The following is a 26,115-nucleotide window of genomic DNA, read 5'->3' on the forward strand; positions in this document are numbered from 1 at the left end:
GCCCCTACCCGTCCCGTCCCTGGGGGCGCAGCCCCCAGGGACGGGACGGGTAGGGGCGGCGGGGGCGAAAACCCTCCCGGGAATGCACCCCCGTTGGCGAAGGTTGCCCATCGCGAGGGCCGAGAACCGAACGGGCGTACCCTGGTGTACGCCGAAGAATCGAAGCTACAGGGAGCCGATGTGTCCGCAGTCGCACCCGACGGACGCAAGATGCTGCGCCTGGAGGTCCGGAACGCCCAGACCCCCATCGAGCGCAAGCCCGAGTGGATCAAGACCCGGGCGAAAATGGGTCCCGAGTACACGAAGATGCAGAACCTCGTGAAGAGCGAGGGGCTGCACACCGTCTGCCAGGAGGCGGGCTGTCCCAACATCTACGAGTGCTGGGAGGACCGCGAGGCCACGTTCCTCATCGGCGGCGACCAGTGCACGAGGCGCTGCGACTTCTGCCAGATCGACACCGGCAAGCCCGAGGCGCTGGACCGCGACGAGCCCCGCCGCGTGGGCGAGTCCGTGGTCACCATGGACCTGAACTACGCGACGATCACCGGCGTCGCCCGCGACGACCTGGCCGACGGCGGCGCGTGGCTGTACGCGGAGACGGTCCGCCAGATCCACGCCCAGACCGCCGACCGCGCCGAGGGCCGGACCAAGGTCGAGCTGCTCGCCCCGGACTTCAACGCCGAGCCGGCCCAGCTCGCCGAGGTCTTCTCCTCCCGCCCGGAGGTCTTCGCGCACAACGTGGAGACGGTCCCGCGCATCTTCAAGCGCATCCGCCCCGGCTTCCGCTACGAGCGTTCGCTGAAGGTCATCACGGAGGCCCGCGACTACGGCCTGGTCACCAAGTCGAACCTGATCCTCGGCATGGGCGAGACCCGCGAGGAGGTCAGCGAGGCCCTGCGCCAGCTGCACGAGGCGGGCTGCGAGCTGGTCACCATCACGCAGTACCTGCGCCCGTCCGTGCGCCACCACCCCGTGGAGCGCTGGGTGAAGCCGCACGAGTTCGTGGAGCTGAAGGAGGAGGCCGACCAGATCGGCTTCTCCGGGGTCATGTCGGGCCCGCTGGTCCGCTCCTCGTACCGGGCCGGCCGGCTCTACCAGATGGCGGTCGAGAAGCGCGGGGCGTACGTCGCCTCGCAGGCGGTCTGAGACCGGGCGGTCCGAGGCCTCTGCCAGAGGTATCCGCGTGCCGTCCGGGAGCGATCCCGGATGGCACGCAGTGCCAGGCAATTGTGTGAATCTCCGCACAAGCAACTACCGACGGGTAATGGCCGGTACGGCACGGTCCCGCCCGTCCTCGCAGATGAGGGCCGCCTCGGGGCCGCGCCGGGGTTTCGGCCCTGCACAACAAGGCTTCATGGGCGTTTGACCGGTCGGTCACGTCCTGGTAACACCATTCAGTGACCCTGGTCCTACCGTCCGTAGAGCCCTAACCAGAGACTCCGTCCCGAGGGGGGACTCCCATCATGCAGGCCGCGCCCGTACGCGCCACAGCGATTCCGTCGTTCACCGATGCACTCCGTGCCGTCGAGTCCCTGCTGCTGAGCGGCGGACAGCGCACCGCCCGCCGCAACGCCTGGACCTCCGTCCTGGAGGACCGCCGCCGCGCCAAGGACCGCGTCGAGGCCCAGCAGGTGCTGGAGCAGTCCTTCCTCGCGCACTGACCCTCCTCACGCGCCGAGCGGACACCGCCGTCGTCCACGCTTTCCCCGACACGTAGACTTCAGACATGGCGAGGAAGGAACCCGCAGCGGACGCTGCGAACCCCGGGCGGCTCAAGCAGATCGCCCTGACTTACAAGATGACCCGCAAGGCCGACAAAACGATCGGTCTTGTACTCGCGGCTGTCGGAATCGTCACCCTTGGTGTCTTCCTCGCGATCGGCTTCTGGATCGGTCACCCGATCTATCTCGGCATCCTCGGCCTCCTGCTCGCCTTCCTCGCGACGGCGATCGTCTTCGGGCGCCGGGCCGAGCGGGCGGCCTTCGGGCAGATGGAGGGCCAGCCGGGCGCGGCGGCGGCGGTGCTCGACAACGTCGGGCGCGGCTGGACGACGACCCCGGCCGTAGCGATGAACCGCAGCCAGGACGTGGTCCACCGGGCCGTCGGCAAGGCCGGCATCGTGCTGGTGGCCGAGGGCAACCCGAACCGGGTGAAGAGCCTGCTGGCCGCCGAGAAGCGGAAGATGGCCCGCATCGTCGCGGACGTACCGGTGCACGACATCCTGGTCGGCACGGGTGAGGGCCAGGTGGAGCTGAAGAAGCTCCGCACGACGATGGTGAAGCTCCCGCGGGTGCTGACCGGCCCGCAGGTGACCGCGACCAACGACCGGCTGCGCGCCATGGGCGACCTGATGAGCAACATGCCGCTCCCCAAGGGTCCGATGCCCAAGGGCATGCGGATGCCGCGCGGCGGGAAGATGCGCTAGCGCTGCTCCTGAGCTCCACTGGAACGGGGCGTCCCGGAATCACCGACGGTTCCGGGGCGCCCCGTTCTCGTGGTCCTCACGCCTGTACGGACCCGGCCTCAGATCCTGACCTCGACCGTGCGGGCCAGGCGGTCGTGCAGTCCGCGGCCGTCGCGGTCCCAGATCAGCGCCGGGAGGGCGAGGCACAGCAGCACCGTGCGCAGCAGGACGCGCAGCGGGTTGACCGTGCCGGTGTCCAGGGCGACGACCCGCAGGCCGAACAGGCGCTTGCCGGGGGTGAAGCCCACCGTGCCGACGGTCAGGGCGCTCAGCACGAAGAAGACGAGCAGCGCCCAGTTCCCGGTCGCCTGGCCGTAGCCGTCGGTGATCAGGCCGTATGCGATCAAGGTGCACAGGGCCCAGTCGACGGCGAGGGCGCCCAGGCGCCTGCCGGGGCGGGCGATCGAGCCGGGGCCCGACTCGGGCAGACCCAGCTGCTCCCCGCGGTATCCGAAGTCGGCCCCGGCGTCCTCGGCGGCCGCGCGAGGTCCGGAGAGCCACGATCCGATTGCTTGCCTGTTGTCCACCCGTCCACGGTACTGCGGCCGTTTCGGCACACGGAGGGGCGGGGTAACCGGACCACGTCCGGTTAACTTGGGCGAAACAAATGGGTCACGCTGGAGAAATCACCCGTCCTTAAGGTCGGCTTCAGCGTGTGCCACCGCACTGGCTGCACGAACGAACTACCACCCCGGTCCGAAGTGGGCGGGAGTAGGAGGAGCTGGATGTTCCAGAACGCCGACGAGGCCAAGAAGTTCATCGCGGACGAGGACGTCAAGTTCGTCGACGTCCGCTTCTGCGACCTCCCGGGAGTGATGCAGCACTTCACGATCCCGGCGGAGGCCTTCGACCCGGCCGAGGAGCTGGCGTTCGACGGATCCTCGATCCGCGGCTTCCAGGCCATCCACGAGTCCGACATGGCGCTCCGCGCCGACCTGTCCACCGCGCGCGTCGACCCCTTCCGCCGCGACAAGACGGTCAACGTCAACTTCTTCATCCATGACCCGATCACGGGCGAGCAGTACTCCCGCGACCCGCGCAACGTCGCCAAGAAGGCCGAGGCCTACCTGGCGTCGACCGGGATCGCCGACACCGCGTTCTTCGGCCCCGAGGCCGAGTTCTACGTGTTCGACAACGTGCGCTTCGAGACCAAGGCGAACGAGTCGTTCTACCACATCGACTCCGAGGCGGGCGCCTGGAACACCGGCGCCACCGAGAACAACCGCGGTTACAAGGTCCGCTACAAGGGCGGTTACTTCCCGACCCCGCCGGTCGACCACTTCGCCGACCTGCGGGCCGAGATCTCCCTGGAGCTGGCCAAGTCGGGCCTCCAGGTCGAGCGCCAGCACCACGAGGTGGGCACCGCCGGCCAGGCCGAGATCAACTACAAGTTCAACACGCTGCTCGCCGCGGCCGACGACCTGCAGCTCTTCAAGTACATCGTGAAGAACGTCGCCTGGCGCAACGGCAAGACCGCGACCTTCATGCCGAAGCCGATCTTCGGTGACAACGGCTCGGGCATGCACGTCCACCAGTCGCTGTGGTCCAACGGCGATCCGCTGTTCTACGACGAGGCCGGCTACGCGGGCCTGTCGGACATGGCGCGCTTCTACATCGGCGGCATCCTCAAGCACGCCCCGTCGCTGCTGGCCTTCACCAACCCGACGGTGAACTCCTACCACCGCCTGGTCCCCGGCTTCGAGGCCCCGGTCAACCTGGTGTACTCGCAGCGCAACCGCTCCGCGGCCATGCGCATCCCGATCACCGGCTCGAACCCGAAGGCCAAGCGCGTCGAGTTCCGCGCGCCCGACTCCTCCGGCAACCCGTACCTCGCCTTCTCGGCGCTGCTGCTCGCGGGCCTGGACGGCATCAAGAACAAGATCGAGCCGGCCGAGCCGATCGACAAGGACCTCTACGAGCTGGCGCCCGAGGAGCACGCGGGCGTCGCGCAGGTCCCGACCTCGCTCCCGGCCGTGCTGGACCGCCTGGAGGCCGACCACGAGTTCCTGCTTGCGGGCGACGTGTTCACGTCCGACCTGATCGAGACGTGGATCGACTACAAGCGCACGAACGAGATCGCCCCGCTGCAGCTGCGCCCGCACCCGCACGAGTTCGAGCTCTACTACGACGTGTGATATCGCCCCAGGTCAGAGCGGGTAACCGCTCCCCTGGGCCGTCTCTGGGCCGTCGGCCGGCTCTCCACCTTCAGGAGAGCCGGCCGACGGCTTTTCCATTGCAGGTGCCCCGCGGCGCAGCAATTGGTGACCAAACCAAATGGCAATGGAGCTGCTAATGGAGTCCACGTCGAGACCCTAACGTCAGGTAGGGTAGACTTTTAGGTAGCGAAGTCGACCTAAAAGTAAGGCAGGGATGGAAGCGAGCACAGCAGATTCGACAGTGTGGGACATCGCCGTCGGCGACGTCGTGAAGCGCATCGACCTGCACCACCGTTACGGGGGGCGCCGCCAAGGCGGTATCGGTCCTTCCCGTGTCTCGGACAACGTGTTCCTCTTCACGGACCCGATCAAGGGGCACAAGCACGGCTATTTCGATGGCTGGGGCGAGGACGACTGCTACCACTACGCCGGCGAGGGTCAGACCGGCGACCAGAAGATGACCCAGGGCAACCTAGCCATCCTCAAGCACAAGCAGGAAGGGCGCGCCCTGCGACTCTTCATGGGGGTCTCTTCTGGGATGTGCCGGTACCTCGGAGAGTTCGAGCTACCTGAAGAGCGTCCCTGGTATCGCACAGATGCGCCGGAGACAAACGGCGGCCCCGTCCGCAGCGTGATCATGTTCCGCCTTCAACCCGTCTCGGCAGAAGCTCCGGTCGGCACGCAGCTCCCCCACACACCAGCTAGCAAGCCTGTGGTGGAGTCGATAGACGTTGAGGCTCAGCACACTGAGCGCATGCTGGTAGATCCATCGCGCGAGCCGTATGAAGCTGAGCGCACGGAGGCAAAGCTTGTTCGCGCCTACGCTGACCACCTGCGGTTGCTGGGCCATTCCGTCAGCCGCCACAGGATCGCTCCGGCAGGCGTCGCGAAGCAGCTACTGACGGATCTTTACGACGGCACAGCCAATCGCCTGTACGAAGCTAAGGGATCGGTCTCCCGTGAGGCGATCCGCATGGCGATCGGCCAGCTCCTCGACTACGCACGTTTCCTGCCTCAACCGGAGCTAGCTCTCCTCGTGCCATCACAACCCGAACCTGACCTGCTCGATCTGTGCTCTCAGTTGCAGATCGTCGTCGTGTGGCCGAAGGGAGAGGGATACGCGTCCACCGACGCGGCTTGACCGCACACCACATAGGTGGTGCCCAAAAGGGAGCAGGCCACCCGCCACGCCTCGAAACGATGCGGGTGGCCCCTGCTCACAGCCCCTCGGAAGAGGTAGGAGCAAGTCAAGTATGTCCGAAGAACCGGAAGGTCGCGAAGCTCTGCTTGCGCGGGCTTTCATGTACGGCGGTGCGCTCGCGGCCGGCGTGGCACTGGTGCTGTCTGGCAAGACAACGCCTTTTGAGGCGTCCGCATTCGTGTCGCCGTTCCTGATGTACCTGCAGAAGGGTGGCAGTACGCTCCCTGCCCGTACAGGCAACCGCAGGCAGGCACCGCGAAAGTAGCTAGCATCCGCACACCTGCGGGGCCGCCCAGAACCCACCGGGCGGCCCCGCAGGCTACATGGAGTTAGGACTTGCGAAACGCCTGATCAATGGCTTTGCGAGCCCGATCTTGGCTGTTCGGCATCAGGTGCGTATACGTCCGCAGCGTGAACCCCGGGTCCGAGTGTCCGAGGTACTCGGCCAGTGCCTTGACGTTCTCCCCAGCGTCCAGGAGGACGGACGCGTAGTAGTGCCTCAGCGCGTGCATGCCGTACTCGCGCGACTGGTGGAACCGCTCCCCCGGCAGCCGCTCCGGAATGACGCCAGCGGAGACGAGAGCGGGCTTCCACAGAAACGGGTTGAAGTAGTTGCGGTTGAGCGCCTTCCGCTCCCGCGAGAAGAACAGCAAGGTAGCCGTGACCGGCGGCCCGTCCGGAGTCCTCCACGGAAGCGTGACGTCGATGGGCGGCCGGCGGGTGACGTGCGCGGTGAGCGCATCCGCCACCACGTCCGGCAGCGGCACGTCACGCAGCTTGCCGCCTTTGGGCGGGGCGAACACCATCTGAGCACCGACCAACTTGACCTGCCGCGCGATGTGCAGCGCTCCCCCGGCGAAGTCGATTTCGTCGACGGCCAGCCCGAAGATTTCACCTTGCCTCAGACCGCACCCGGCTCCGAGGTCCACCGCCGTTGCGTACTGCTCGGGGAGCCCACCGCGAACGGCCATCACTCGCTCACGCGTCCACGGCTTGATCTTCCGAGGATCGAGCTTGGGTGCCCGTACGGAGCCCGCACGGCAGGGGTTGCGGGGGATGATGCCGTCGTCCACGGCCGCACCGAACACAGCCGAGACGTTCGCGAACACGGTCCGCTGATACGACGCTGCCATTCCGGTGTCCATGAGGGCCCGCGCCCACGTGCGGATATGGGCAGGCTGGAATGCGCTCATGGAGCGCGACCCGATGTACGGGAAGGCGTGCAGCCGGAACCGCAGCTCCATGTTCACGATGGTGGAAGGGTCCGTGGTCTGCGACGCCAGCCACGCGGTAGCGAATGCTTTGAACGTCACCTTCCCTGCCGACGGGTCGACGTACTGCCCGCGCATCATGTCCGTCTCGATGGCGCTCAGCCACTTCTCGGCGAGGCGCTTCTGTCCGTCGGGGAAGCTCTTGGACTTCTCGGTACCGTCGGGACCGATGTACCGGGCCCGGTAGCGCAGCCCGCTTCCATTGCGGTCGCTCTTGACGCGGACGGTCTTGCCGGCGGCGTTGGTCTCGGCTTTGAACCAGCGGTCTTGGATGTGGCCTGCCATGTGGCGGCGGTCCTCTCGACATGCAGCAGGGAGAGCCGCCAGGTGGCGGCTCTCTCTGCTGTCTGCGGTGGATGTCGGGTTAGGCAGCGCTTCGGGCTGCGGTCTTGCATTGGGCGACGTAGGCGCGGACGTCGGCGGGGTCGTAACGGACGTACTTGCCGATGCGGAAGCCGGGCGGGCCGGTGCGCTTGCGGCGCCACTGGTAGACGGTCTCTTTGGGCACTTCGAAGATTTCGGCGATGTCGTCGGGGGTGAGGTACCGGTCTGGCAGCCCGCCCCGGAGGGTGGCGCGCGGGTCCGGCTGTTCACGTGCGGTGCTCATGGCGGGTCCTCCGTGCGCGGGCCGGGCGTGCTGGGGGGTGTCGTGTGTGTCCGAGGTGGGGATTTCTGCGTCACCCGCGTCATCTGCGTCATGCAAGCATCTGACCTGCAGGTTTGGGGTGACGCAGAGAGTTGGGCGTGCGTCATCGGTGACGCAGGCTGTTCGTCATCGGTGACGCAGGTGACGCAGGATGACGCAGAGATATGCCGTCTGCGTCACCCGTGTCCGTGCAGGCCACCCGTCGTTTTCGGAGGTCGGGTGACGCAGGTGACGCAGCGCTTCCCTACTTAGGAAAAAGGAGGGGGTGTCTGTGGTCGTGGCGGTGCCGCTCAGAGAGTGAGTGAGGGGCCGCTGCGCGGCACGTTCTTAGGGCGCCGCGAGCGGCGAACAGCAAGAGGAGCACCCCGCGGCAGGGCGTGCTCCTCTTGCTTGTTCCGTGACCGATCTCCGGTCAGAAAGCGGCTTCCTGCTCGTGCGCGGGCGGGGCGAGCCGGTTCAACTCGATGTAGCGGCCTTCCTTGGTGCGGCCGGAGTCGATGATCACGCCGCGGGCGGCGAGGGTGGGCTGAAGCCGCTTCAGACGGTCGGACAGCACCTTGCCGGTGGTGGGCCACCCCTTGGGCAGCGCGCGCAGTTCCTCGCCGGCGTAGAGGCGGCTGAGACAGTGCAGCCACTGCGTGGACGTCATCCGCTCCTCCGCCCCCGCCGCCATGCTCGCCGCGTGTTCAAGGACGGTCTGCGCCAACAGGTCGCCCTCGATCACGTCGTCATTCAGGTCATCGAGACTGGCCCGGTAGGCCGCGAGAGCCCCGAGACCGGTGGCGGCATCGAGCTGCGCGCACAGGTGCGCGAAGTCCGCCATCCGCAGATCCGTGGGCGTCTCCGCCTCCACGGCGCGGACCTTGACGGTGAGATCGAGCAGTGAGCCGAGGACCACAGGCAGCACCTGCGCGTACTCCGTCCACAGCTCATCCTCGGTACGCCGCACCCGCGGCCGTTCGAGACGCAGCGGCAACAGCCGCTCCGCGAGGTCGGGCCGGATGACTCCCACGTCGATGCCGGTCAGGAGAAGCGGCCGGCGGTAGCCGACGCGGAAGACGTCCCCGTCGGTGAACAGAGCCCGCTTCACGCTCTCGGCGCCGGTGACGATGCAGCACATCGCATCCGACAGGTCCGGCGTCATGTGGGACAGATTGTCCAACGCGGTCACCCACCCCGCCGCCACAGCCGCAATCAAGTTCTCCTCATCCTTCGGTGCGCGGCGCAGGTCACCGGTCATGCCCTCGATGATCCGCACCAGCATCCGCCCGCCGGTGGACTTGCCGGCGCCCTGCGGGCCGGTGAGGAACGGCGCGGGAACGGGCACGGACGGGCCCAAGCAGCCGATGAGCCAGGCAATGGCCAGGCACTCGGTTTCCGCGGTGGCGAAGTTGCACAACCGCATGAGCAGGTCAATGCCCTTGCCGTCGGTGTCCTTGACCGGCACGGGCAGTTCCCCGGTGAGCTGGGTGCGCCGCCAGCACACCTCACGCGGGTCCGGGGTGAGCACGTCCCATCCAGTGGGGTGAATGCGCACGGACTGCCCGTCGTCGCGGCCCAGGTCCAGCCACGTCGCCCCGTCAAATCCGGGGGCGACGCGGATGTGGACGGGCTGGACGTCCTCGGACAGGGCGAGTGCTTCGATCAAGTCCAACGCCTCCTTGAGCGCGCTGCCGTTGAAGACGCCGATGCCGTCGCGGAAGAGGCCGACCATGAGTTCCTGCCGGTGGCTTCCCGTGGTGCCCTGCGAGCGGATCGGGCGGGCCACGGGGTGGCCGTTCTTCTGGGCGTAGACGGTTCCGTCAGCGGTGCGGAAGTAGCGGAAGTGCGCTTGCGCGTAGTCGGTGATGACCTTGCGCGCCGGGTCCTTCTCGTCCTCGCTCATGCCGACAACCCCAATGCGGTGCGGGCGTTCATCCACGCGTCGGTGCAGTGCCGGGCACTCTCACCCTTGGCCTGCGCCGCGGTGAACAACCGAGCGACGTGCGCCTCGGTAAGGCAACCGCACCGGCCATGCGTGGACAGCACTGCGAGGAATGCCCGATAGACGGTCGCGTGCACCGCACTGCCGGCGTCGGTGATGCGCTGTACGGCCATGGCGATGCCGCGATCCAGATAGGTCGGTGTGCGGTGCGGGCATACCCCACTTTGCCCCGTAATAGGCATCGTGAGGCCCTGTGGAGCCCTACGGGCGGTCGACGGTTCCTTTACTGCCAGCGCGCGGACAACGGCCGGGAGAGCGGCTGTGGCGCCCGTTCCGGGTCCGAGCCAACGGGCGTACGACATCAGCGACTTGATGTCCACGCCGGGCCGGACCGCGTTCACGGACTGCATGACACCCCCATAGATCCAGTGCTCGCCCCGCGTGGTCGCCACCGTGCGCGTCGCGGGCAGGGTGGCGCGCGCCCACGCGATGGCCGCCGCGTCGTCCAGGTCGACCACGGTCACCCCCGCCCCGCCGGGGTGGTAGGCCACCGTGGCGGCCGTGCGCCATGCGGTCGCCCACTGCGGGGAGGTAAGGAGGTTCGGGTCGGTGGTGGCAGCCGCCCATGCGTGGCAGGGGTACGGGCAGGCGCAGGGCCCGGGGGTCCGCATGTTCGGCCGGCCTCCGCACGCGTTGCGGGCGCAGGTGCGGCAGTTGCCGAACGGGCCCTTGCCTGCGCGTAGCGGCAGCACGGGCACGTTCGCCGCGGCGAGATCCAGGGCGGTGGTGAGGTGCGGGTTTCCTTCCGGATTCACGCCGCGCGGCGGCGTGGTGGTGCGGTCAGGTGTCATGCTGGGGGTCTCCTGTTTCTGTCGAAGGGACGGAGAACCGGGGCGGTCGCGGTCTTTGGCGAGAGGCGACCGCCCCAGCCACGTCTAGCCGTTGAAGTGGTTGCGCTTGATCACGGCCTTGCGGATGTGGAAGGTGTTGCCGCCGCTGTGGCCGCTCGCGCTAAACACCTGCACCGCCACCCAACCGCCGAAGATCACGGCGGCGAGGATGACGAGTTGGGTGATCAGGGCGGTCAGTGCGGTGATGAACGCGGTCAGCAGGAAGAGGCCGCCGCACACTGCGCCGAACCCGATGCCCCCAAGGGCGATGTTCACCGCCGTGCGCGAGACGGCCGGCTTGACCGCTACCGGCTCGGGCTTGGCGGGCTCGATGGAGTAACCGGTGACGACGCGGCCGTCCGGCAGGACGACGCTCGCCACCGCTGGGATGCCCGGCTGCACCGGTACGAGCGGCGCGGCGTTGGGCATCGGGGCGAGGGGCGTCGGGTGGTGGACTTCCACGGCCGCCGCATCGCGCACGGCCGGGCGGTGCCGGTCGTAGGGCGTGGTGGGGTCGTTCATGATGGGGCCTCCTGTCAGCCGAGGTCGTTGAGCGCTTCGGCGCACGCCTGCACGACGTGGTGGATGGGCTCGTAGGCGCCGGTGCCGGCGGCGAAGAACCCGAAGAGGAACAGGACGATGGCCGCGCCCCCGCCGGCGGAATTGGTCTTGACGGCGAGGGCGGACGCGGCGCCGAACAGCAGCACGGCGGAAATGTTGAGGATCATCGGGAGCCTTCCGGGCGCGGGGTGTCGGTGCCGGCGCGGTAGATGCGGGCCCACCGGTTGTAGAGCCAGCGGCCCACGCGGATGCGCTTGCCGGTCGCGTGGCAGCGGCGGCAGTCTTTGCCGCGCTTGAGGCGGCCCTTGCGGTCGGTCTTGAGCGCGTGGCCCATGCCGCGGCACTTGCGGCAGTTGCCGAACGGCGAGGACGCACACACCGCGACGTAACAGAAAGTCACGCCAAGGATGAGGGTGATAGCGAGCAGGGCAGGGGTCATCACGAGCCCTTCCAGGCGGGTTTTCAGGGTTTCCGCAGGTGGGCCGCTAACGTCTAGCGGCCTGATCAGAGATGGTGCGGGCCGCTAGCGGAGCCTCTAGCGCTAGAGGTGCACCCCTCTAGCGCTAGAGGCTCCGGGCGGTCAGCTCGCGTCCCGCTTTCCGTCACGCTCCGCAATCGCGGCGGTGAGGTGGGCGCGGGTGAAGCCGGTGCGGTTGACGGTCTTGCCCTTGATGCGGCGGCCCACCTGCCCGGTGCTGATGCCGTAGGGCTTGAGCGCGGTCGTCAGGTGCGCGGCCCGCTCGGCAGGCTCCAGATCGGCCCACGGGCCGTAGACCTCCGGGCGCAGTTCGGCCAGCCGGTCCACCGTGACGTCGTTCCACGGCCGGGGCTCCTTCTCCGGGACCACGGCGAGGATGTCGGCGAGCAAGTCGTAGGTGGGCCCGGTGACCTGCTCGGGGGCCTCCCCGAGCGCATGGCCGGACAGGAGTCCGGCCTTCTCGCGGGCCTTGCGGGCGCGGGCCGCGATGAGGTCGGCGCCGGGACCGTCGACGTAGACGGAGCCGACGATCCTCGCGTCGGAGCCTTCACCGATGAAGTAGTGAATGCCCTTGTCACCCCACGCAAACATGGTCGCGCGCACCCCGCGCTTGTATGCGGAGGTGCCCAGCACCATGTCGTTCTCGGTTTGGCCCATGACCTTCAGGCACCACCGCGCCGACGCGTTCGCGCTGATACCCGTCGGCAGGGACTTCGCGTCCGGGCGCTGGGTGGCCGCAAGGAACACGATGCCGGTGGCGGGACCGCGCTTGACCAGATCGGTGGCGATCTCCTCGAACTCCTTGCCGTGCTCCCCGTGCTCGAACAGCACTTGGCATTCGTCCACCGCGATCACGATCGGATGCAGCCCGAGCGAGCGCTTGTCGGCGAGTGCACTGGTCACCTTGTTCTCCGGGCAGATGTCCCGCGGCAGAGAGCGGATCACCTTCGTACGGCGGCGCAGTTCCTCGCGCAGGGCCCGCCAGTCGGCCAGCGCGTAGGCGATGGCCTCGTCGTCGTCACCGGCCGCGTGCCGGTGGGAGACGGCGTTGCCGACCGGGTCAAGGTCCCCGGTGCCCTTCATGTCGTAAGTGTGCAGCTCAGCGCGCGGGTCCAGCGCGGCGATGAGCATGAGCAGCCTGAGCAGGAAGGTTTTGCCCATGCGCGGGATGGCGCCGATGACGCCCGCGATGTACATGAGGGTGATCTCGACCCAGCGTCCGCGCTGGTCGGTGCCGTAGGCGACCGGCTTGAACAGGTCGACCGTGCCCGCCTTGGCCAACGGCCACGCGGGCTTCTTCGACTTGTTCAGGTCCTGATCCCCGACCCACAGCACGAGGTGCCCGGTGTGCTCATCCGGCACCGCCTCCGGCCACACGCACCCGAGCGGGCGGCGCAGACCGGACGCGAGCCGGTCGCGGCGCTCGATGACGTCGGTCACGGTGACGCCGTAGGGGAGGTTGCCCTCCGCGCGCCAGCCGGGCCCGTCGCGGGTGATCGGGGCGGTGAACTCGAACCCGTCCCGCCCCTTGCTCTGCGCCTGATTGATGGCGGGGATGCCGAGCGCACCCAGCGCGCGCAGCACGATGTCACTGGTGAGCTTGACCGCCTTGGGCAGTTCCACCGCCCGGTGGACGACCGGGGCGTCGGCCTTGCGGCCGGCGAACCCGAGCGCCATCGTCACCGCACCGACCGACACGACCTGAAGCCAGTCGGGCGCCAGGACGTAGAGGGCGAGCGCGGAGCCGAGCCCGATGAACATCGCCAGCACGCTCACCAGGGTCCGCAGCCGAACCCGACCGTCGCGCTGCCGGGACAGCTTCAGGTACTCCGCTGCATCCTCGCGCCGCACCGCGGCCAGGCGCACCGGCTCGCCCTCGCGGTCGGCCACCCACCGCAGCGTCCCACCGACGAACCGTGCGGCGCCGGTGGGCGCTTGCAGGGTCAGGCGCAGGGCGTAGACCGGCGTGCGAAGAGCGTGGTAGCCGAGCGCGTGGGCGTAGTGGCGGGCCACCCATGCGGTTGCGGTCTTCAGTTCGGCCACGGAACGCAGCCACAGGGGGACCACATCCCGGCGCTTGGCGGCAGCGAGGCGAACGAGGTAGCCGGGACCGGCCGCCTTCGCACTCGGCTGGTCGACCATCCGGCGGGCCGTCGGGTCGCCCGACTCGGCACCCGACCCGTCGGGCGTCGGGTCGGCGTCGGGTCGGGCAGTCGGGTCGGGCGACTCGCTGCGGGCGGATCGGGCCTTGGCGAGGTCGACTACCTCGCCCCCGGAGTCGGCCGACCGGTCGGCGGTCATCTCTGCTTCGAGTCGATTGAACAGTTCGTTGTCGTCGTCGGGGTGCTTCACTGAAGGTCCTTCCACTTTTCGGGTGTGAGGGATGGCGGGCCCGACCGACGCTGTGAGAGGTGAGCGGTCGGGCCCGCGCTGTGATGCTGAGCGCCCAACAGGGCAAGAGCCGACCGGAATCCGGTCGCTCGCACACGCGTGCGCTACAGGTCGAACAAGCCGCGCTGGTCGGTGGAGACCGTGGGTAGTTGCTTGCGGGCGCGCCGTGCGGCGCCGCCGTGGCAGTCGGGACACCACGCGCGCAGCCGGTCGGCAGAAAGTCCGGCCGCGGCCACGGCGGTGGTGAGCGGATCGGCGGGTGCGGCCATCAGCCGGATACGGCGTCCGTGCTTGCTGGTGTGGTGGTCGTGCTCATGCGGGCAGCGTCCGTCACCCTTGGCGTGCGCGTTGCCGCACTCGCCCTCGCACTGGCAGCGAAACCCTGCCGCCTCCATCACAGGCCGCCACGTGTCGACCGCGGCCAGAGGCTCGCTCATGCCGCCTCCTCGCCGCCACGGCAAGACCAGGGCGAGCAGCCGAGAGCGGAGCCGTCTTCGGCCTCCATATCGGCCGCGGTGTCGAACAAGTCGCCTTGCCGGTCGGCCCACTCGTTGCGGGTGACACGGTCGATGGGAGCTTGATCGAGCGGGAGCAGGCTGCGGTGCAGGTACGGCGCGGCCTTGATGCCCCGAAGCTGCGTTTGGCGGAGCTGGTGGTCAAAGTCGACCGCGTCCGCCCACTCCTCGGGGTGGTGGTCGCGCAGCTCGCGCCACTGCCGGTTGCCATGGAACGGACACCCGATACAGGCACTCTTGGGGGTCTCACCCCAGCCGTGTGAGCGCAGGTAGCGCAGGCAGTCGTTGCGCGTCCAGCCCTCGCGGCCGTCGGCGGCACCGTCCATGTCGAGCAGGGGGAAGACATTGTGCAGGTAGCGCACGGAGGCGTCTTTGGCCCGCTCGAACTCATCGCGGCTGATGCCGATGGACTGCTCGACGAACACCCCGGCCGGGACCGGCTTGGGGTGCGGGTAGCCGAGCAGGGCCCGCACCTTGGCCTTGATGGGCTTGACCTTGTACTCCTCGGTGCACTGCCGCCGCACCATCGCTGCCCGCTCCCCCGCCCGGTCGATGACGAAGACCGGGATACGCACGAACGAGCCAGGGTTGAGGGAATCGGCCCGCAGGTTGCCGCTCACCCGCTGAGCATTGCCGCCCTCCACCCGCACACGGTGAATCGGGATACCGGCCGGCTGGGCAACCTCGCGGTCCAACCGGTCAAGGTGCTCATAGACCCGAGCCGGTTCCCATCCGGTGTCCGAGAAGATCGCAGCATCCCACCTCGGCAACCGACCCTCCGCCGCAAGCAGCAACAGCGTGGTCGACTGCACGCCGGCGCCCAATGAGAGCACCCGAAGCCGCGGCGTCGTCATGCCGCCACCCCCGCAGGACCCTCAGACTCCGAAGCTTCCACGGAATGCAGCGGGCGGCCGTGGACGCGCTCGCTCTTCAGCGCGTCCCGCAACTTGCGCGCGTTGGCAGCCGAGCAGTGCACAGCGGTCCGGATCGCTTCGCCGTTCAACTCCGCATCCGTCCACGACGCGGTGAGCGTGCGAGCCTCACTCAGCAACTCCTCGAAGGTGCGCTGCGGGGCACCCTTCGCCTTCGCCCTGGTCTGCCGCGGCGGACGCTGCTTGGGTGTGGCCGGCGGTGCAGGCTGCTTCTCCGCCGAGGGCGGGGCGGGGGTGTCCTGCTCGCTGCCGGGGGCCATTGCGCCCATGCGGAGCAACACGCGCTCGCGCCGCGGGGTCTTGGTCCGCCACGCGCGGCCGTAGGTCTCGCGCAGGTCCGCGCGGGCCAACTGCCGCTCCTTCTCCCTCGCCAGTGCCTCGCTGTAGGAGGTGATCTCCCACAGCGTCATCCGGCGCCACAGTGCGAACGTGGACGGGAAGGCGAGCAGCCACCGGGAGAACCGGATCTTTTCCATACGGCGGCCGGTGGCGGCACCGATCCGCACGGCGTAGATGTGCGCGCCGATCTCGGAGAACACCACCCACAACAGCGGCATCGTGCCGTGCGCGACCTTCGCCCACACCTCGTGTCCGGCAGCGACGTTGAGTCCGCAGGTGATCAGGGTCAGGACCCAGGGCACGAACCGCACCCACGCGAGTGCCATGTCCATCCGGATCAACAGCAGGTTGGCTACGGTGAACACGGGGATGGCCACGTCGATGCCGACCGGCAGCATCCACGGCGAGGTGAACCCCCACCGCGCCGCCGCCTCGGAGACCGCGGCGAAAGAGGAGATCAGACCGAGCGCGCCGACACTGGCCGCGGCGAGCGCGCCGATACCGGCCAGCCCCATCTCAGGGCGGGTCAGCGGCGGCACCCCGGACGCGGGTGTTTCGGGGGCGGGGACCGTTGCGCTCATGCCGCTACCCCCTTGCGTGCCGCGCGGCGGCGCCGGGTGGGGCGGGTCAGCGGGGTGATGTCGAACAGGTCCGGGTTATCCTCGATGACCTGCGCGGCAATGCGGATCAGGTCGTCGGGCATGTCCGGCTGGTCGGCGAGGATATCGCGCGCCGCGTCCTCGCGGGCCGCGCGCTCTTCAGCCGTCTCGCCTTCGACCCCAAGCCACAGCTCAACCGGGGTCCCGAGCGCCAGTTCCGCGAAGTCCTCAGAGGAAACGGCCTGTTGGCGGCCGATGTACGTACGCATGGAAGAAGTCCTGACGTCGAAGGGATGCCGGGGCGGTCGCGGTCTTTGGCGAGAGGCGACCGCCCCGGAAAGAGAGGAAGAGGTGCGGGGCGAGGGCTAGCTGATCTGAACGGAGCCGCTGGTCACCCGGCGGCGGACGTCCAGGTGCGAGGCGCCCGTGATGCGCGCGCATCCCGAGGTGGCGTTCACGGCGAGACGCCCGGTGGCCTGCGGTGTCGCGGCCATGCGGACGTTGCCGGAGGTGAGGTTCACACGGGCGAGGTGGCCGCTGTAGGCGCCGACGGTGACGTTGCCGGAGGTGAGGTTGATGTCCAGCGGGCCACTCACCTCGCCGACGATGACGCTGCCGCTGGTGACCGTGGCTTCCAGGTCACCGACGCGCTCGGCGGTCAGCATGCCGGAGGTGCCGTCGTACTCCAGGCGCGCCAGTGCGCCCGTGACGACGGTGTTTGCGGCGTGCGTGCTGAGCGCGGCCACCGACCGCGCGGGCAGGTGGACGATCGCGGTGATCGGCGTCACCGCGTCGCCGGCCGGGCCGGTGGCGGTGACCTCGCGGCCGTTGACGAAGACCTTGCCGCCACCGTGACCGGTGACGTGCACGTTGCCGTTGACGATCTGCACACCATTGCCGCCGGAGAACGTCATGGTGCTGTTGCCCATGTGGATCGTGGTGCTGCCGCTCATGCCGCCGGCCACGTCCGGGACGCGGACCATAAGGTTCTGCCCTCGGAGACTGACGGTGGTGTTGCGGATCGCGTCGGCCGACGGACCGGAGGCGGCGTCGGTCTTCAGCACCATGTGTGCCTGCTTCAGCTCCGGGTCGACAACGACGCGGATGGTGCCCGCGTTCATGGTCAGATCCAGGGCGATCGGGCCGAAGACGTCCACGGGAATCGTGCGTTCGGTCATGGTGAGCTCCAGGAAGTTGAAGGGACGTGCGAAGCACCGAGGCAGCCGCGGTCTTTGGCGAGAGGCGGCCGTCCGGCTTCCCCTCACCGCACTTGCGAGAGATGCGGGTCAGGCAGCCGGCCTTCGCACCAGGTGCGAAGGCGAGGTGAGGTGGTGCGGATGTCTCCTTCGGGAACACGGGCTCCCGGCGAAGGCGTACGGAGACGTGACCTTTCGGTCTGTAAGCCCTCCGGACTGCCAAGGGGTCCGGGTCCCTCGCCCCCGCCGTAACGGGGCCTCATGGCCCCTTTCGGGGCCCTTTGGTGCTGCGGTCTTGCAGGTCAAGCGCTTACGAACGCAGCCGGTTGAAGCCCTATCGGGCTCGGCGCGCTGTCGTGACTTCAGATTGACCTAGGTCAATCTGACTGTCAAGGGGATGCGAAGAAGGATCAGAGATTGACCTAGGTCCGGCTACTCTCGAAGCCATGGACCAGAGCCCCGAAGCGCCCAAGCAGACGCCCACGGCCAAGGAGATTGCGGGGGAGTTCCGTGACAAGATCACGGGCCCCGATCGCGAGTACGAGCCGGGGGACCAGCTCCCAGCCGCTCGCAAGCTCGCCAAGGAACTTGGCGTGCAGCTCATGACTGTTCAGAGCGCGTTCGGCCAGCTCCGTGATGAGGGATTGGTTCTCACTCAGCAGGGCCGCGGAACGTTCGTCCGCGATCCTTCTGTGCCCCTCGGCACCGAGCCGGGCAGTAGCCCCGCATTCAGTGCTTTGGCAGCCGAGCTCAGCACGATTCATGACGCCCTCCACTCACTCGGGGAACGTCTAGATCGGCTTGAGCGGCTCGTGGGCAGCGAGACTCCACCATCGCCGTGAGTTCATCCGCGCGCCTCAGTAGTCGTTCGACCTTGACGCGCGCCTCGCTCAAACTCGCTTTGATCAAAGCGAGTTCAGCAGGAGTCATACCTTCCAGCTCGCCGCTTCGCTCATTGATCCCTGACATGCCAATGAGCATGTGGCCAGGAACGGCAGAGGACCCGGACAGACTGTCCGGGTCCTCTTTCCTTGCAGATCAGGCGAGTTGACGTCTTGTCACCGAGTAGCCTCATCGACCGTGTCAAGCACGGTTGACCATGGGAGTGCGCGCCCCGCCGGCGCCTCCCTCGGCTCGTAGAGCGGCCACACGTCCGAGCCTTGGACGACGTGCACACTCCCGGCTCGAAGGGCGTCGATGTGACGCTGCCACGCAGGGTGGCGAGCATGCGCCGCGTTCACCCGCGGAAAGACGACGACGGGCAAACCGAGAGTACCGATGGCTTCACCCACCTGCGTCAATGCCTGGTTGTCCATCAGGCCCGTCGCCAGCTTGGCAACCATATTGGCGGACGCAGGGGCGACTACGTAGCAGTCAACCGGCGGGTGCGGTCGGGCCTCACCGGGCAATCGCGGCTCATCGCGAACGGGAAGTCCGGTTAGCTTCTCCAGCCGCTCGACCTCGCCGCTCAGTCGCAGCCACTGCCCCGCGGTCGGTGTCAGCGTGACAGCCACCTGCCACCCACGCTCCATCGCAGGCTCGACCAGGCCGGTGCGCAGCGCCTCCACGCCTCCGGCCGCCGAACCGACAACTCCCAGCACCCCGCGCTTGCTTGCGCTCACTGCACCGCCCTGCACCGTTGGGCCATCACGAACACCTCGGACGAACGCGAGCCGCCCGTTACCGGAGACTGCTTGACCAGGTCCCGCAGCGTTTCACGCACCCTGGGATTGTTGCGTACGAGCTGCGGTGCTGAGCGCTCAGCGGTTCGGAGTTCCGCGAATGCGTCGTCTCCTTGCCCGCTGAGCGACAGGGCGCGCGCGAAGTCGATTCGGTGCGACACGCTTCGTTCCTGCGGCATGTGGTCGACGTTGATCCGGCCGTGTTCCACCACGTATGACACATTGTCGAGATCGAGCTCAACGGACAGCCGGTGAAGCAGTACGTTCGTGGGCCCAAAGCCGGTCTGCCAGTAGTTCTCATCCGATCCGAGGTCATCCGCGAGTTCCTCAGCGCGGTCCAACAGGCTCGTTGCAGTCGGCCGGTCCTGGTGACGTGCTGCTGCTACGGCGGCGCGTAGGTGGATCATCCCCAGCAAACTCAGCGCCGCAGGGTCGCTATCGGCTACCCGAGACGACAGCCACGCGGCGGCTGTGTTGCCCAGTTCTAGCGCGTCGTCGTACCGGCCGTTTGCCAAGAGGGCGTGTGTGCCGGAACGGGCGGCCGATGCCAGCACGAGAGGGTCGTCCGACTCGTCCGCAGCACGCATCGCGCGTTCGGCAGCAAGCCATGAGATGTCCGATTCACCGATCTTCGCGAGCGTCGTCGCGGCGAGATGATGAGTACGAGCCGAGACGGCCCAGCAGTCGCTACGGTCATCGCCACGTCGCGCCGCTCGCTCCTCCAACTCCTGCGCAGTCTGGAGAAGTGCAGGCAGCGCGGCGATGACGCTGCCGAGTTGCCCACTCTGGTAGTCGTTCCACGCATGCTCCACACGTACGGCTGTAGGTGCGGGCGTGGGAAGCTGCACCTCAGCCTCAGGACCGAAGAGCAAACGAGACAACCGACGCGGGCTCATAAGCGCGTCGCGCACAGCCGGAACGTCGTCCTGCTGCCTCTCATCCTCCATGAGCACGGTCTGACCGAGCAGGTCACCGAGGGGCACGCGCATGATGCGCGACAGCTCAGCGAGCATGTCGATACGGGGCGGCTTCCGGCGACCCGTTTCGATCTTCGCCAACCAGTCGGTGCTATAGCCGACCAGGCCAGCCAAAACCTCTTGCGTGTAACCACGACGCTTGCGGTAGAACGCGATCCGCTCGCCGATGCTGAGGTGATCTCCGAGACCACGCATTACGTGCCGCCTCCTGCTGGTTAGGGGCCTGTTTCACGATACAGAGTCAGTTGGATGGTGGGTAGTTGGCCCGATGCCTCGCCAAGCTTGCAGGGAAGAACCCAAAAGGACCCGGACAGTCTGTCCGGGTCCCTGGATGTTCGACTGGAATCGAGTACTCCGTCATGTTTGCGGAGCATCGAGAACTGTCATTTTTGCTTGACTGGAAGCTTAGCGACCTTTTCATGCGCATACCACAGCCTTTTCAAGGCCATGAGGATGGTGAACATGAGATGCAGCATAAGGAAACTTAAGAGTCCAGTCCAGATTGAGCCGAGAGCGGATGTGGTGGAGTGTGTCGCGGCAGCTACGACCAGTGCCGTGATTAGCGCGCAGCCTACTACAACAGCCCAGGCGATATTGAAGAAGAGTTCACGAACCTGCTTAACAACGACATGCTCGGAATCTAGGCCCTCGTCGCGGCGAACGCGGAGACTGAGCGTAAAAACGTTCGTAAGAAGTCCGAAAAGAAGACCCGTGAAAACCCCCATACCACCGATCAGTTTCGACACATCACGGAGGTGGAAGTGGTCAAAGTGTGTCATCGCTCCAGCGAAGACCGAGATGAGTAAGGGAAGTCCGATGAATGTGAGGTAGTCCGACGCCATGGGGCGATCCTTGCTCGCATCCCAGTACGTTTTGAAGTGAGCACCAGCGATCTTGGCGACGCTCCACTTGATGCTCATGCGCCCTCCGCCTGCTAGGCCTCAGGTCATGCCTGCCAATCGCCGCGGCTGACCCCCATCAGGTCTAGTGAAGCACCTACCTCTGACAACACCTCTTGCTGGAAGACCGCATCACTCGGTCGTAGCCCGTCAGGGGTGTCGATCTGATACATGAAGCGGGGGAAGTCCCTACCAACCACGACGGTACGGCTTTTTCCATCTCGTTCGATGTTCAGATGTACCTCGTCAGGGTCAGGGATGCCGGTTGCGGTGAAAACCGCAGACGGTGGGAGTTCGCGAGCGTATGCCCTCTGGATCCATCCCTTAGGAAGGCGTGTTCCGCGACCACTCTTAGCTTTGAACTCCTGAGTGCGAACACCGACTGCGCCGTCCGAATCCTGAACATGCACAAGAAAGCTAATCTCTTGCAGCTCTGATTCTTCGATGAAGGCGTTCCACGCATTGGTACTTTGCAATGGCTCGCGATCGACGACCAGGCGATCTACGTCATATTTTTCCTTAAACCAGTCGCTAAATGGATTCCAAAGAGAGGTAATAGCCGTGGACTGCCCGATCACTTCGGTGGCCCAGATGGCGGATTCACCGGATTTAGGTACGACGAAACACTGACGCAATGGGTAAGTTGGAGCATCAGTTGACTTGATATCGAATGCATTATCGCCGGTGTCTGTTGCTACGACAATCCCCGGATTGCCATACCGTCCAGTTTCGACAGTAGGCCACAAAATGCGCGATGAGTCTTCGAGTTTCTGTAGTCGAATGTAGTGTTCGCTTTTCTTAAGGGCTACGCCTCTGGGTCCGATTCCTTCATTCATGAAATCCTGTAGGGTTTCGAACAAGTCATGCTTTCGCGAGTTGAACTCTGCGACAGGACGCCGGGTCTCCTTCTTCATGAACTGCCGAATGGACACCTCATATAGGCAGAACTGGAAAGATGGCATCGAGCACCCCCCATGTGAAGAGCCGTCTCCGTCGCGGCCTAGTCTCTGTATGGTGCCGCATCGTGCGGTTCTTGGCAGGATTTGCGCTAAATTCGATGTGCGGCGAGTCCAGGTTTCTGCACTGTCCTGGGGAGGCCACCTGCGGCCCGGGGCTCATGCAGCGGTCGACACAAACTCTCTTGCGCCAAGAAGGCCGGGTTCACGCACACGGCAGTAAGGGGGTACACATCAAGTCTTCCCCCCATGGCAGTGGCAGTGAGACTCACCAACAGGAAGAGGCCGAGCACAGGCTTGTTGTCAGGCAGACAGCCATCAACACACGGCGTGGAGGGTAAAGGCCCGTACACCTGCACTGATGCCGCGATATGCAGGAGGGCTGGGGCCGTCTGTGGGCCGTCCGACGATGACCGACGACGGCCGACGACGGCCGACAACGACGGCGTCTGCGCTGGTCAGAGCTGAGCGACGGACTCGCCTCCGAGGTGGCAGCGCCGGGAGATCACTTCTACGACGTGTGATCGACCCGGCGTCCGTCCGGAGCCCCGTCACCGCCCCCCGGCGGTGGCGGGGCTCCGTCGTGTCACTTCTTGGTGTTCCAGGGGCGTTCGCGGCGGTAGCGGCGCTCCCACTTGGCCATCCGGTCGCGGCGCTCGCGGTACGCGCGGTAGTTGCTGTCGGTGCGGGTCGCGGAACTCGATCCACCGCCGCCGGAACCACCGCCGCCGGCCGACGACGAGCCGGTGGAGCCCGCGTCGGGCCGCAGATGGCGGACGTAGAGGTAGGCCAGCACGGCTGCGGCGACCCACCAGGCGGGGCTGTTGAACCCGAGGACGACCAGGGCGAGGATCGCCAGAATGATCAAGGTACCCATGACGGGTCTCCTTGTGCGTGGGTAGTGGTGGAACCCTGAGCTGTCCGGCGCGGCAGGCTGTGCGCCGGTCCGCCGATGGCGGCGGGAGCAGCCTCAGAATGCCCGTCGACGCCGTCCGACGGAAGCGAATAACGGCCCGATTCGCTTACAGGCAGTCACATACGCTCTCGGAGTCAAAAGAAATCGTCACAGAGGAGAGCAATAGGGCTGCCCCGTGATGAGCGGATCTGCGCCCGGACCGCGGACCGCACCGGACGGGGGGATGCGGCGGGGAGGAGCACCGGCGGTACATCGGGGTGGCCGGGCGACGGGCCCGGCTCCGGCCTCGGCTTCTGCTCCGGCCTCGGCTTTGACTCCGGCTTCGGCTTTAGTTTCGGCTTCGGCTTCGGCTTTGAATGTGACGCGGCGCCGACCCCCGTCCCGGTGGGACTCGGAGCCGGCGCCGGTTCAGGTCGCGGTCCGGTTCAGCGGGCGTACTTCATCAGGGCCCGGACCATGTGGCAGGTCGTGTCCGACGGAGGGTGCACGCCGATCAGCTCGGCCGTGCTGCGGATCTTCTCGTTGCGTGCCTGCTGGGGCGTGTAGACACCGGAGTCGAGGAGCGCGATGGCGAGCCGCATCGCCTTCAGGCGGCGGTTGTGGCTGATGTACCACTCGCGGGGACGCCCCGCCGGCAGCGGGTGCTTCTCGACGGGCCGGTACGGCAGGTCGCGTACGACCGCCTTCTCTGACGTGGACCGGGTGGGCAGCGGGAACAGGGCGGCAGCGGGCACGGGCATCCTCCTGTCGCGGTCAGGGCGCCGGTCGGCGGCTCCGGCCGCGCCCTCGAACACTGCTTCTATTCTACTGCCGCCCACTGACAATCGTCCCTGGCCAGAGGGCCTGTGGGGGTGCCGTGACGGATGAGCGGCACGGGTTCTCGCGTACCGCGGCAGGCCTGGAGATCCGGGACATTCCGGGCCGGCGACCCCGGCGACCCCGATCACGACTTCGGCCCCCGTGTGATCCACGTTACGCGGGTGACTTGGGGCGACTGCTGAGCAACTCTGTTCGATGGGTCGTACATAACGGCGGACGGCCGCCGCCAGGGGCGGCCGGGGAACAGGAGCCGTCGATGTCGCGCAGAAGAACGCTCGGGACGAAGAAGAAGATCGCCCTGCTGGTGAGCGCCGCCGCGGTGGCCGGTGGCGGGGCGTTCGCCCTGGCCGCCACCTCGAACGCGGCACCGGCCGCGCCCGCCGCGCAGAACGCGAAGTCCTCGGTGGTCTGCGCCGGCCTGGCCACCGCGCTCGGCAACAACGAGAAGTTCATCGAGGGACAGCGCACCGCCCCCGACGCCCAGTCCGAGGCGCGGATCGCCAACCGCGAGGCGGTCATCGCGCAGATCAAGGTGCAGCAGGAGGCGTCCGGCTGCGAGGTCGGCGAGTCCGACGCCACCGTGGGGAACGGGGCCGGTGCGGGCGCCGGGGCCGGTGCGGGCGCCGGGGCGCCCGCCGAGTCCGCGCCCGCCCAGCAGCCGTCGCAGGAGGCCTCCGCACCCCCCGCCGGGGGCGGCGCCGCCGCCGGCCAGCAGGTCTGCAACGGCTCCACGGTCACCCTGTCCGGCGAGGCGGGCGCCCCGGCCGCGTCCAGCAACCAGTTCCCCGCCGGTACGAAGCTCAAGGTCACGAACCTCGACAACAACAAGTCCACCACCGTCGAGGTCACCTCGGTCTCCGGCAGCTGCGCGCTCCTGAACAACGCGGCGTTCGAGCAGGTCCGCGAGCCGGGCAAGTTCCTGATCCGCCGGGCCCTCATCGAGAAGGTGGGCTAGCCGACGGGACCGACGGAACGAACCGGGTGACGTGATGCGTGTCGAGTGGCGGCCCCGGCCGCCACTCGCAGCACGGAAACACCGGGTAACACGGGATTCACATCCGGGCAATGACCGGGAAACTGCCTGTTGACAGGCTTCGGGCATCTTCCGCGGCGCCTGCGTGCCGCAGCGCCGCAGCACCCGCACCGCGCTCAGAGACCCACCCGAAGGATGAGGCCCGTGACCTTCAAGGCTGAGTACATCTGGATCGACGGCACCGAGCCGACGGCCAAGCTCCGTTCGAAGACGAAGATCCTGGCGGACGACGCCAAGGGCGCGGAACTGCCGATCTGGGGCTTCGACGGGTCCTCCACGAACCAGGCCGAGGGCCATTCCTCGGACCGTGTGCTCAAGCCGGTCGCGACCTTCCCGGACCCGATCCGCGGCGGTGACGACGTCCTCGTCCTGTGCGAGGTCCTCAACATCGACATGACGCCGCACGAGTCCAACACCCGTGCCGCGCTCACCGAGGTCGCGGAGAAGTTCGGGGCGCAGGAGCCGATCTTCGGCATCGAGCAGGAGTACACCTTCTTCGACGGCGAGCGTCCGCTCGGCTTCCCCGTGGGCGGCTTCCCGGCCCCGCAGGGCGGCTACTACTGCGGCGTCGGCGCCGACGAGATCTTCGGCCGCAAGATCGTCGAGGCGCACCTGGACAACTGTCTCAAGGCGGGGCTCGCCATCTCCGGCATCAACGCCGAGGTCATGCCCGGCCAGTGGGAGTTCCAGGTCGGCCCGGTCTCCCCGCTGGAGGTCTCCGACCACCTGTGGGTGGCCCGCTGGCTGCTCTACCGCACCGCCGAGGACTTCAATGTCTCCGCGACGCTGGACCCGAAGCCGGTGAAGGGCGACTGGAACGGCGCCGGTGCGCACACCAACTTCTCCACGAAGGCGATGCGCGAGGGGTACGACGCGATCATCACCGCGTGCGAGTCGCTGGGCGAGGGCTCCAAGCCGCTCGACCACGTCAAGAACTACGGCGCCGGCATCGACGACCGGCTGACCGGCCTGCACGAGACCGCCCCGTGGAACGAGTACTCGTACGGGGTGTCCAACCGCGGGGCCTCCGTGCGGATCCCGTGGCAGGTGGAGCAGGACGGCAAGGGGTACATCGAGGACCGGCGGCCGAACGCCAACGTCGACCCCTACGTGGTGACCCGGCTGATCGTCGACACGTGCTGCTCCGCGCTGGAGAAGGCCGGGCAGGTCTGAGGTTCGGTTCGGCCGAAGGGGCGTCCACCGTTTCGGTGGGCGCCCCTTCTTGTTCGCCCACGGGGCGGGGCGTGCGGTGCGGGGGCGGCTGCCGGGC

Annotated in this window: 29 protein-coding genes; 9 read left to right on the top strand and 20 right to left on the bottom strand. The window is 67.4% G+C overall.

The features are described from left to right. The first annotated feature begins 180 nt into the window (after positions 1-180). The 3 genes from lipA (at position 181) to FGF04_RS23765 (ending at position 2,425) form a co-directional block, all read left to right on the top strand. Positions 181-1,146: a lipoyl synthase gene (lipA, locus tag FGF04_RS23755; protein WP_149513302.1), complete on the top strand. Its 966-nt coding sequence runs from the start codon at positions 181-183 to the stop codon at positions 1,144-1,146. Positions 1,147-1,463: 317 nt separating this feature from the next. After that, positions 1,464-1,661 (top strand): SCO2195 family GlnR-regulated protein, encoded by a 198-nt coding sequence (locus FGF04_RS23760; RefSeq protein WP_149513303.1) that lies wholly within the window; start codon positions 1,464-1,466, stop codon positions 1,659-1,661. Between the two features lie 65 nt (positions 1,662-1,726). Next, on the top strand, positions 1,727-2,425 hold the full coding sequence (locus FGF04_RS23765) for a DUF4191 domain-containing protein (protein WP_149513304.1): 699 nt from the start codon (positions 1,727-1,729) through the stop codon (positions 2,423-2,425). Between the two features lie 98 nt (positions 2,426-2,523). Here the strand turns inward: FGF04_RS23765 and FGF04_RS23770 are convergent, their stop codons facing one another. Then, positions 2,524-2,991: an RDD family protein gene (locus FGF04_RS23770; protein ID WP_149513305.1), complete on the bottom strand. Its 468-nt coding sequence runs from the start codon at positions 2,989-2,991 to the stop codon at positions 2,524-2,526. Between the two features lie 198 nt (positions 2,992-3,189). On the opposite strand from FGF04_RS23770, the gene glnA reads away from it, so the two are divergent. The 3 genes from glnA to FGF04_RS23785 all read left to right on the top strand — a co-directional run bounded on the left by glnA (position 3,190) and on the right by FGF04_RS23785 (position 6,086). After that, the gene (glnA, locus tag FGF04_RS23775) at positions 3,190-4,599 is read left to right on the top strand and encodes a type I glutamate--ammonia ligase (protein ID WP_149513306.1); all 1,410 of its coding nucleotides are present in this window, start codon (positions 3,190-3,192) and stop codon (positions 4,597-4,599) included. Positions 4,600-4,834: 235 nt separating this feature from the next. Then, entirely contained in the window at positions 4,835-5,761 is a 927-nt protein-coding gene (locus FGF04_RS23780) for a restriction endonuclease (protein WP_149513307.1), read from the top strand. A gap of 112 nt (positions 5,762-5,873) precedes the next feature. After that, entirely contained in the window at positions 5,874-6,086 is a 213-nt protein-coding gene (locus FGF04_RS23785) for a hypothetical protein (RefSeq protein WP_149513308.1), read from the top strand. Between the two features lie 64 nt (positions 6,087-6,150). On the opposite strand, the gene FGF04_RS23790 is transcribed toward FGF04_RS23785, so the two are convergent. The 13 genes from FGF04_RS23790 to FGF04_RS23850 form a co-directional block, all read right to left on the bottom strand. After that, complete coding sequence (locus tag FGF04_RS23790) at positions 6,151-7,377, bottom strand: tyrosine-type recombinase/integrase (protein WP_149513309.1); 1,227 nt, start codon at positions 7,375-7,377, stop codon at positions 6,151-6,153. A 79-nt stretch (positions 7,378-7,456) separates the two neighbouring features. After that, complete coding sequence (locus tag FGF04_RS23795) at positions 7,457-7,699, bottom strand: helix-turn-helix transcriptional regulator (RefSeq protein ID WP_149513310.1); 243 nt, start codon at positions 7,697-7,699, stop codon at positions 7,457-7,459. Between the two features lie 451 nt (positions 7,700-8,150). After that, entirely contained in the window at positions 8,151-9,623 is a 1,473-nt protein-coding gene (locus FGF04_RS23800; protein ID WP_149513311.1) for an ATP-binding protein, read from the bottom strand. Beyond that, positions 9,620-10,513, bottom strand: a complete 894-nt coding sequence (locus tag FGF04_RS23805; protein WP_149513312.1) for a bifunctional DNA primase/polymerase — start codon at positions 10,511-10,513, stop codon at positions 9,620-9,622. The genes FGF04_RS23800 and FGF04_RS23805 overlap by 4 nt, the downstream gene beginning before the upstream one ends. Before the next feature lie 84 nt (positions 10,514-10,597). Next, positions 10,598-11,074: a hypothetical protein gene (locus FGF04_RS23810; RefSeq protein WP_149513313.1), complete on the bottom strand. Its 477-nt coding sequence runs from the start codon at positions 11,072-11,074 to the stop codon at positions 10,598-10,600. Between the two features lie 14 nt (positions 11,075-11,088). Beyond that, entirely contained in the window at positions 11,089-11,280 is a 192-nt protein-coding gene (locus FGF04_RS23815) for a hypothetical protein (protein ID WP_149513314.1), read from the bottom strand. Continuing rightward, complete coding sequence (locus FGF04_RS23820; RefSeq protein ID WP_149513315.1) at positions 11,277-11,552, bottom strand: hypothetical protein; 276 nt, start codon at positions 11,550-11,552, stop codon at positions 11,277-11,279. Before FGF04_RS23820 ends, FGF04_RS23815 begins: the two co-directional genes overlap by 4 nt. A gap of 141 nt (positions 11,553-11,693) precedes the next feature. Beyond that, complete coding sequence (locus FGF04_RS23825; protein WP_188114198.1) at positions 11,694-13,943, bottom strand: cell division protein FtsK; 2,250 nt, start codon at positions 13,941-13,943, stop codon at positions 11,694-11,696. Between the two features lie 143 nt (positions 13,944-14,086). After that, the gene (locus FGF04_RS23830; RefSeq protein ID WP_149513316.1) at positions 14,087-14,419 is read right to left on the bottom strand and encodes a hypothetical protein; all 333 of its coding nucleotides are present in this window, start codon (positions 14,417-14,419) and stop codon (positions 14,087-14,089) included. Then, a complete protein-coding gene (locus FGF04_RS23835) occupies positions 14,416-15,351 on the bottom strand; it encodes a hypothetical protein (RefSeq protein ID WP_149513317.1) in 936 nt (311 codons plus the stop codon). Before FGF04_RS23835 ends, FGF04_RS23830 begins: the two co-directional genes overlap by 4 nt. Beyond that, the gene (locus FGF04_RS23840) at positions 15,348-16,349 is read right to left on the bottom strand and encodes a DUF2637 domain-containing protein (protein WP_149513318.1); all 1,002 of its coding nucleotides are present in this window, start codon (positions 16,347-16,349) and stop codon (positions 15,348-15,350) included. Before FGF04_RS23840 ends, FGF04_RS23835 begins: the two co-directional genes overlap by 4 nt. Next, positions 16,346-16,636, bottom strand: coding sequence for a hypothetical protein (locus tag FGF04_RS23845; RefSeq protein WP_149513319.1), 291 nt, complete (start codon positions 16,634-16,636; stop codon positions 16,346-16,348). The genes FGF04_RS23840 and FGF04_RS23845 overlap by 4 nt, the downstream gene beginning before the upstream one ends. A gap of 96 nt (positions 16,637-16,732) precedes the next feature. Then, positions 16,733-17,545: a DUF4097 family beta strand repeat-containing protein gene (locus FGF04_RS23850; protein WP_149513320.1), complete on the bottom strand. Its 813-nt coding sequence runs from the start codon at positions 17,543-17,545 to the stop codon at positions 16,733-16,735. 464 nt (positions 17,546-18,009) lie between these two features. Between FGF04_RS23850 and FGF04_RS23855 the strand changes: the two genes are divergently transcribed. After that, entirely contained in the window at positions 18,010-18,405 is a 396-nt protein-coding gene (locus FGF04_RS23855; RefSeq protein WP_107018322.1) for a GntR family transcriptional regulator, read from the top strand. 216 nt (positions 18,406-18,621) lie between these two features. Here the strand turns inward: FGF04_RS23855 and FGF04_RS23860 are convergent, their stop codons facing one another. The 6 genes from FGF04_RS23860 to FGF04_RS23885 all read right to left on the bottom strand — a co-directional run bounded on the left by FGF04_RS23860 (position 18,622) and on the right by FGF04_RS23885 (position 23,727). Then, positions 18,622-19,185 (bottom strand): flavoprotein, encoded by a 564-nt coding sequence (locus tag FGF04_RS23860; RefSeq protein ID WP_235882456.1) that lies wholly within the window; start codon positions 19,183-19,185, stop codon positions 18,622-18,624. Then, the gene (locus tag FGF04_RS23865) at positions 19,182-20,417 is read right to left on the bottom strand and encodes a helix-turn-helix domain-containing protein (RefSeq protein ID WP_149513321.1); all 1,236 of its coding nucleotides are present in this window, start codon (positions 20,415-20,417) and stop codon (positions 19,182-19,184) included. Before FGF04_RS23865 ends, FGF04_RS23860 begins: the two co-directional genes overlap by 4 nt. A 188-nt stretch (positions 20,418-20,605) precedes the next feature. After that, positions 20,606-21,142 (bottom strand): hypothetical protein, encoded by a 537-nt coding sequence (locus tag FGF04_RS23870; RefSeq protein WP_149513322.1) that lies wholly within the window; start codon positions 21,140-21,142, stop codon positions 20,606-20,608. 26 nt (positions 21,143-21,168) lie between these two features. Next, entirely contained in the window at positions 21,169-22,035 is an 867-nt protein-coding gene (locus FGF04_RS23875) for a hypothetical protein (protein WP_235882457.1), read from the bottom strand. Between the two features lie 628 nt (positions 22,036-22,663). Further along, complete coding sequence (locus FGF04_RS23880) at positions 22,664-22,954, bottom strand: hypothetical protein (protein ID WP_149513324.1); 291 nt, start codon at positions 22,952-22,954, stop codon at positions 22,664-22,666. Positions 22,955-23,418: 464 nt separating this feature from the next. Continuing rightward, complete coding sequence (locus FGF04_RS23885; protein WP_149513325.1) at positions 23,419-23,727, bottom strand: hypothetical protein; 309 nt, start codon at positions 23,725-23,727, stop codon at positions 23,419-23,421. A 341-nt stretch (positions 23,728-24,068) separates the two neighbouring features. On the opposite strand from FGF04_RS23885, the gene FGF04_RS23890 reads away from it, so the two are divergent. Beyond that, positions 24,069-24,767 carry an RlpA-like double-psi beta-barrel domain-containing protein gene (locus tag FGF04_RS23890; protein ID WP_149513326.1) on the top strand — a complete coding sequence of 233 codons (699 nt, stop codon included), beginning with the start codon at positions 24,069-24,071 and terminating at the stop codon, positions 24,765-24,767. Between the two features lie 222 nt (positions 24,768-24,989). Continuing rightward, on the top strand, positions 24,990-26,018 hold the full coding sequence (glnII, locus tag FGF04_RS23895) for a glutamine synthetase (protein ID WP_149513327.1): 1,029 nt from the start codon (positions 24,990-24,992) through the stop codon (positions 26,016-26,018). Positions 26,019-26,115: the final 97 nt, after the last annotated feature.

The sequence above is a fragment of the Streptomyces apricus genome (assembly GCF_008369065.1).
Lineage (GTDB): Bacteria > Actinomycetota > Actinomycetes > Streptomycetales > Streptomycetaceae > Streptomyces > Streptomyces apricus.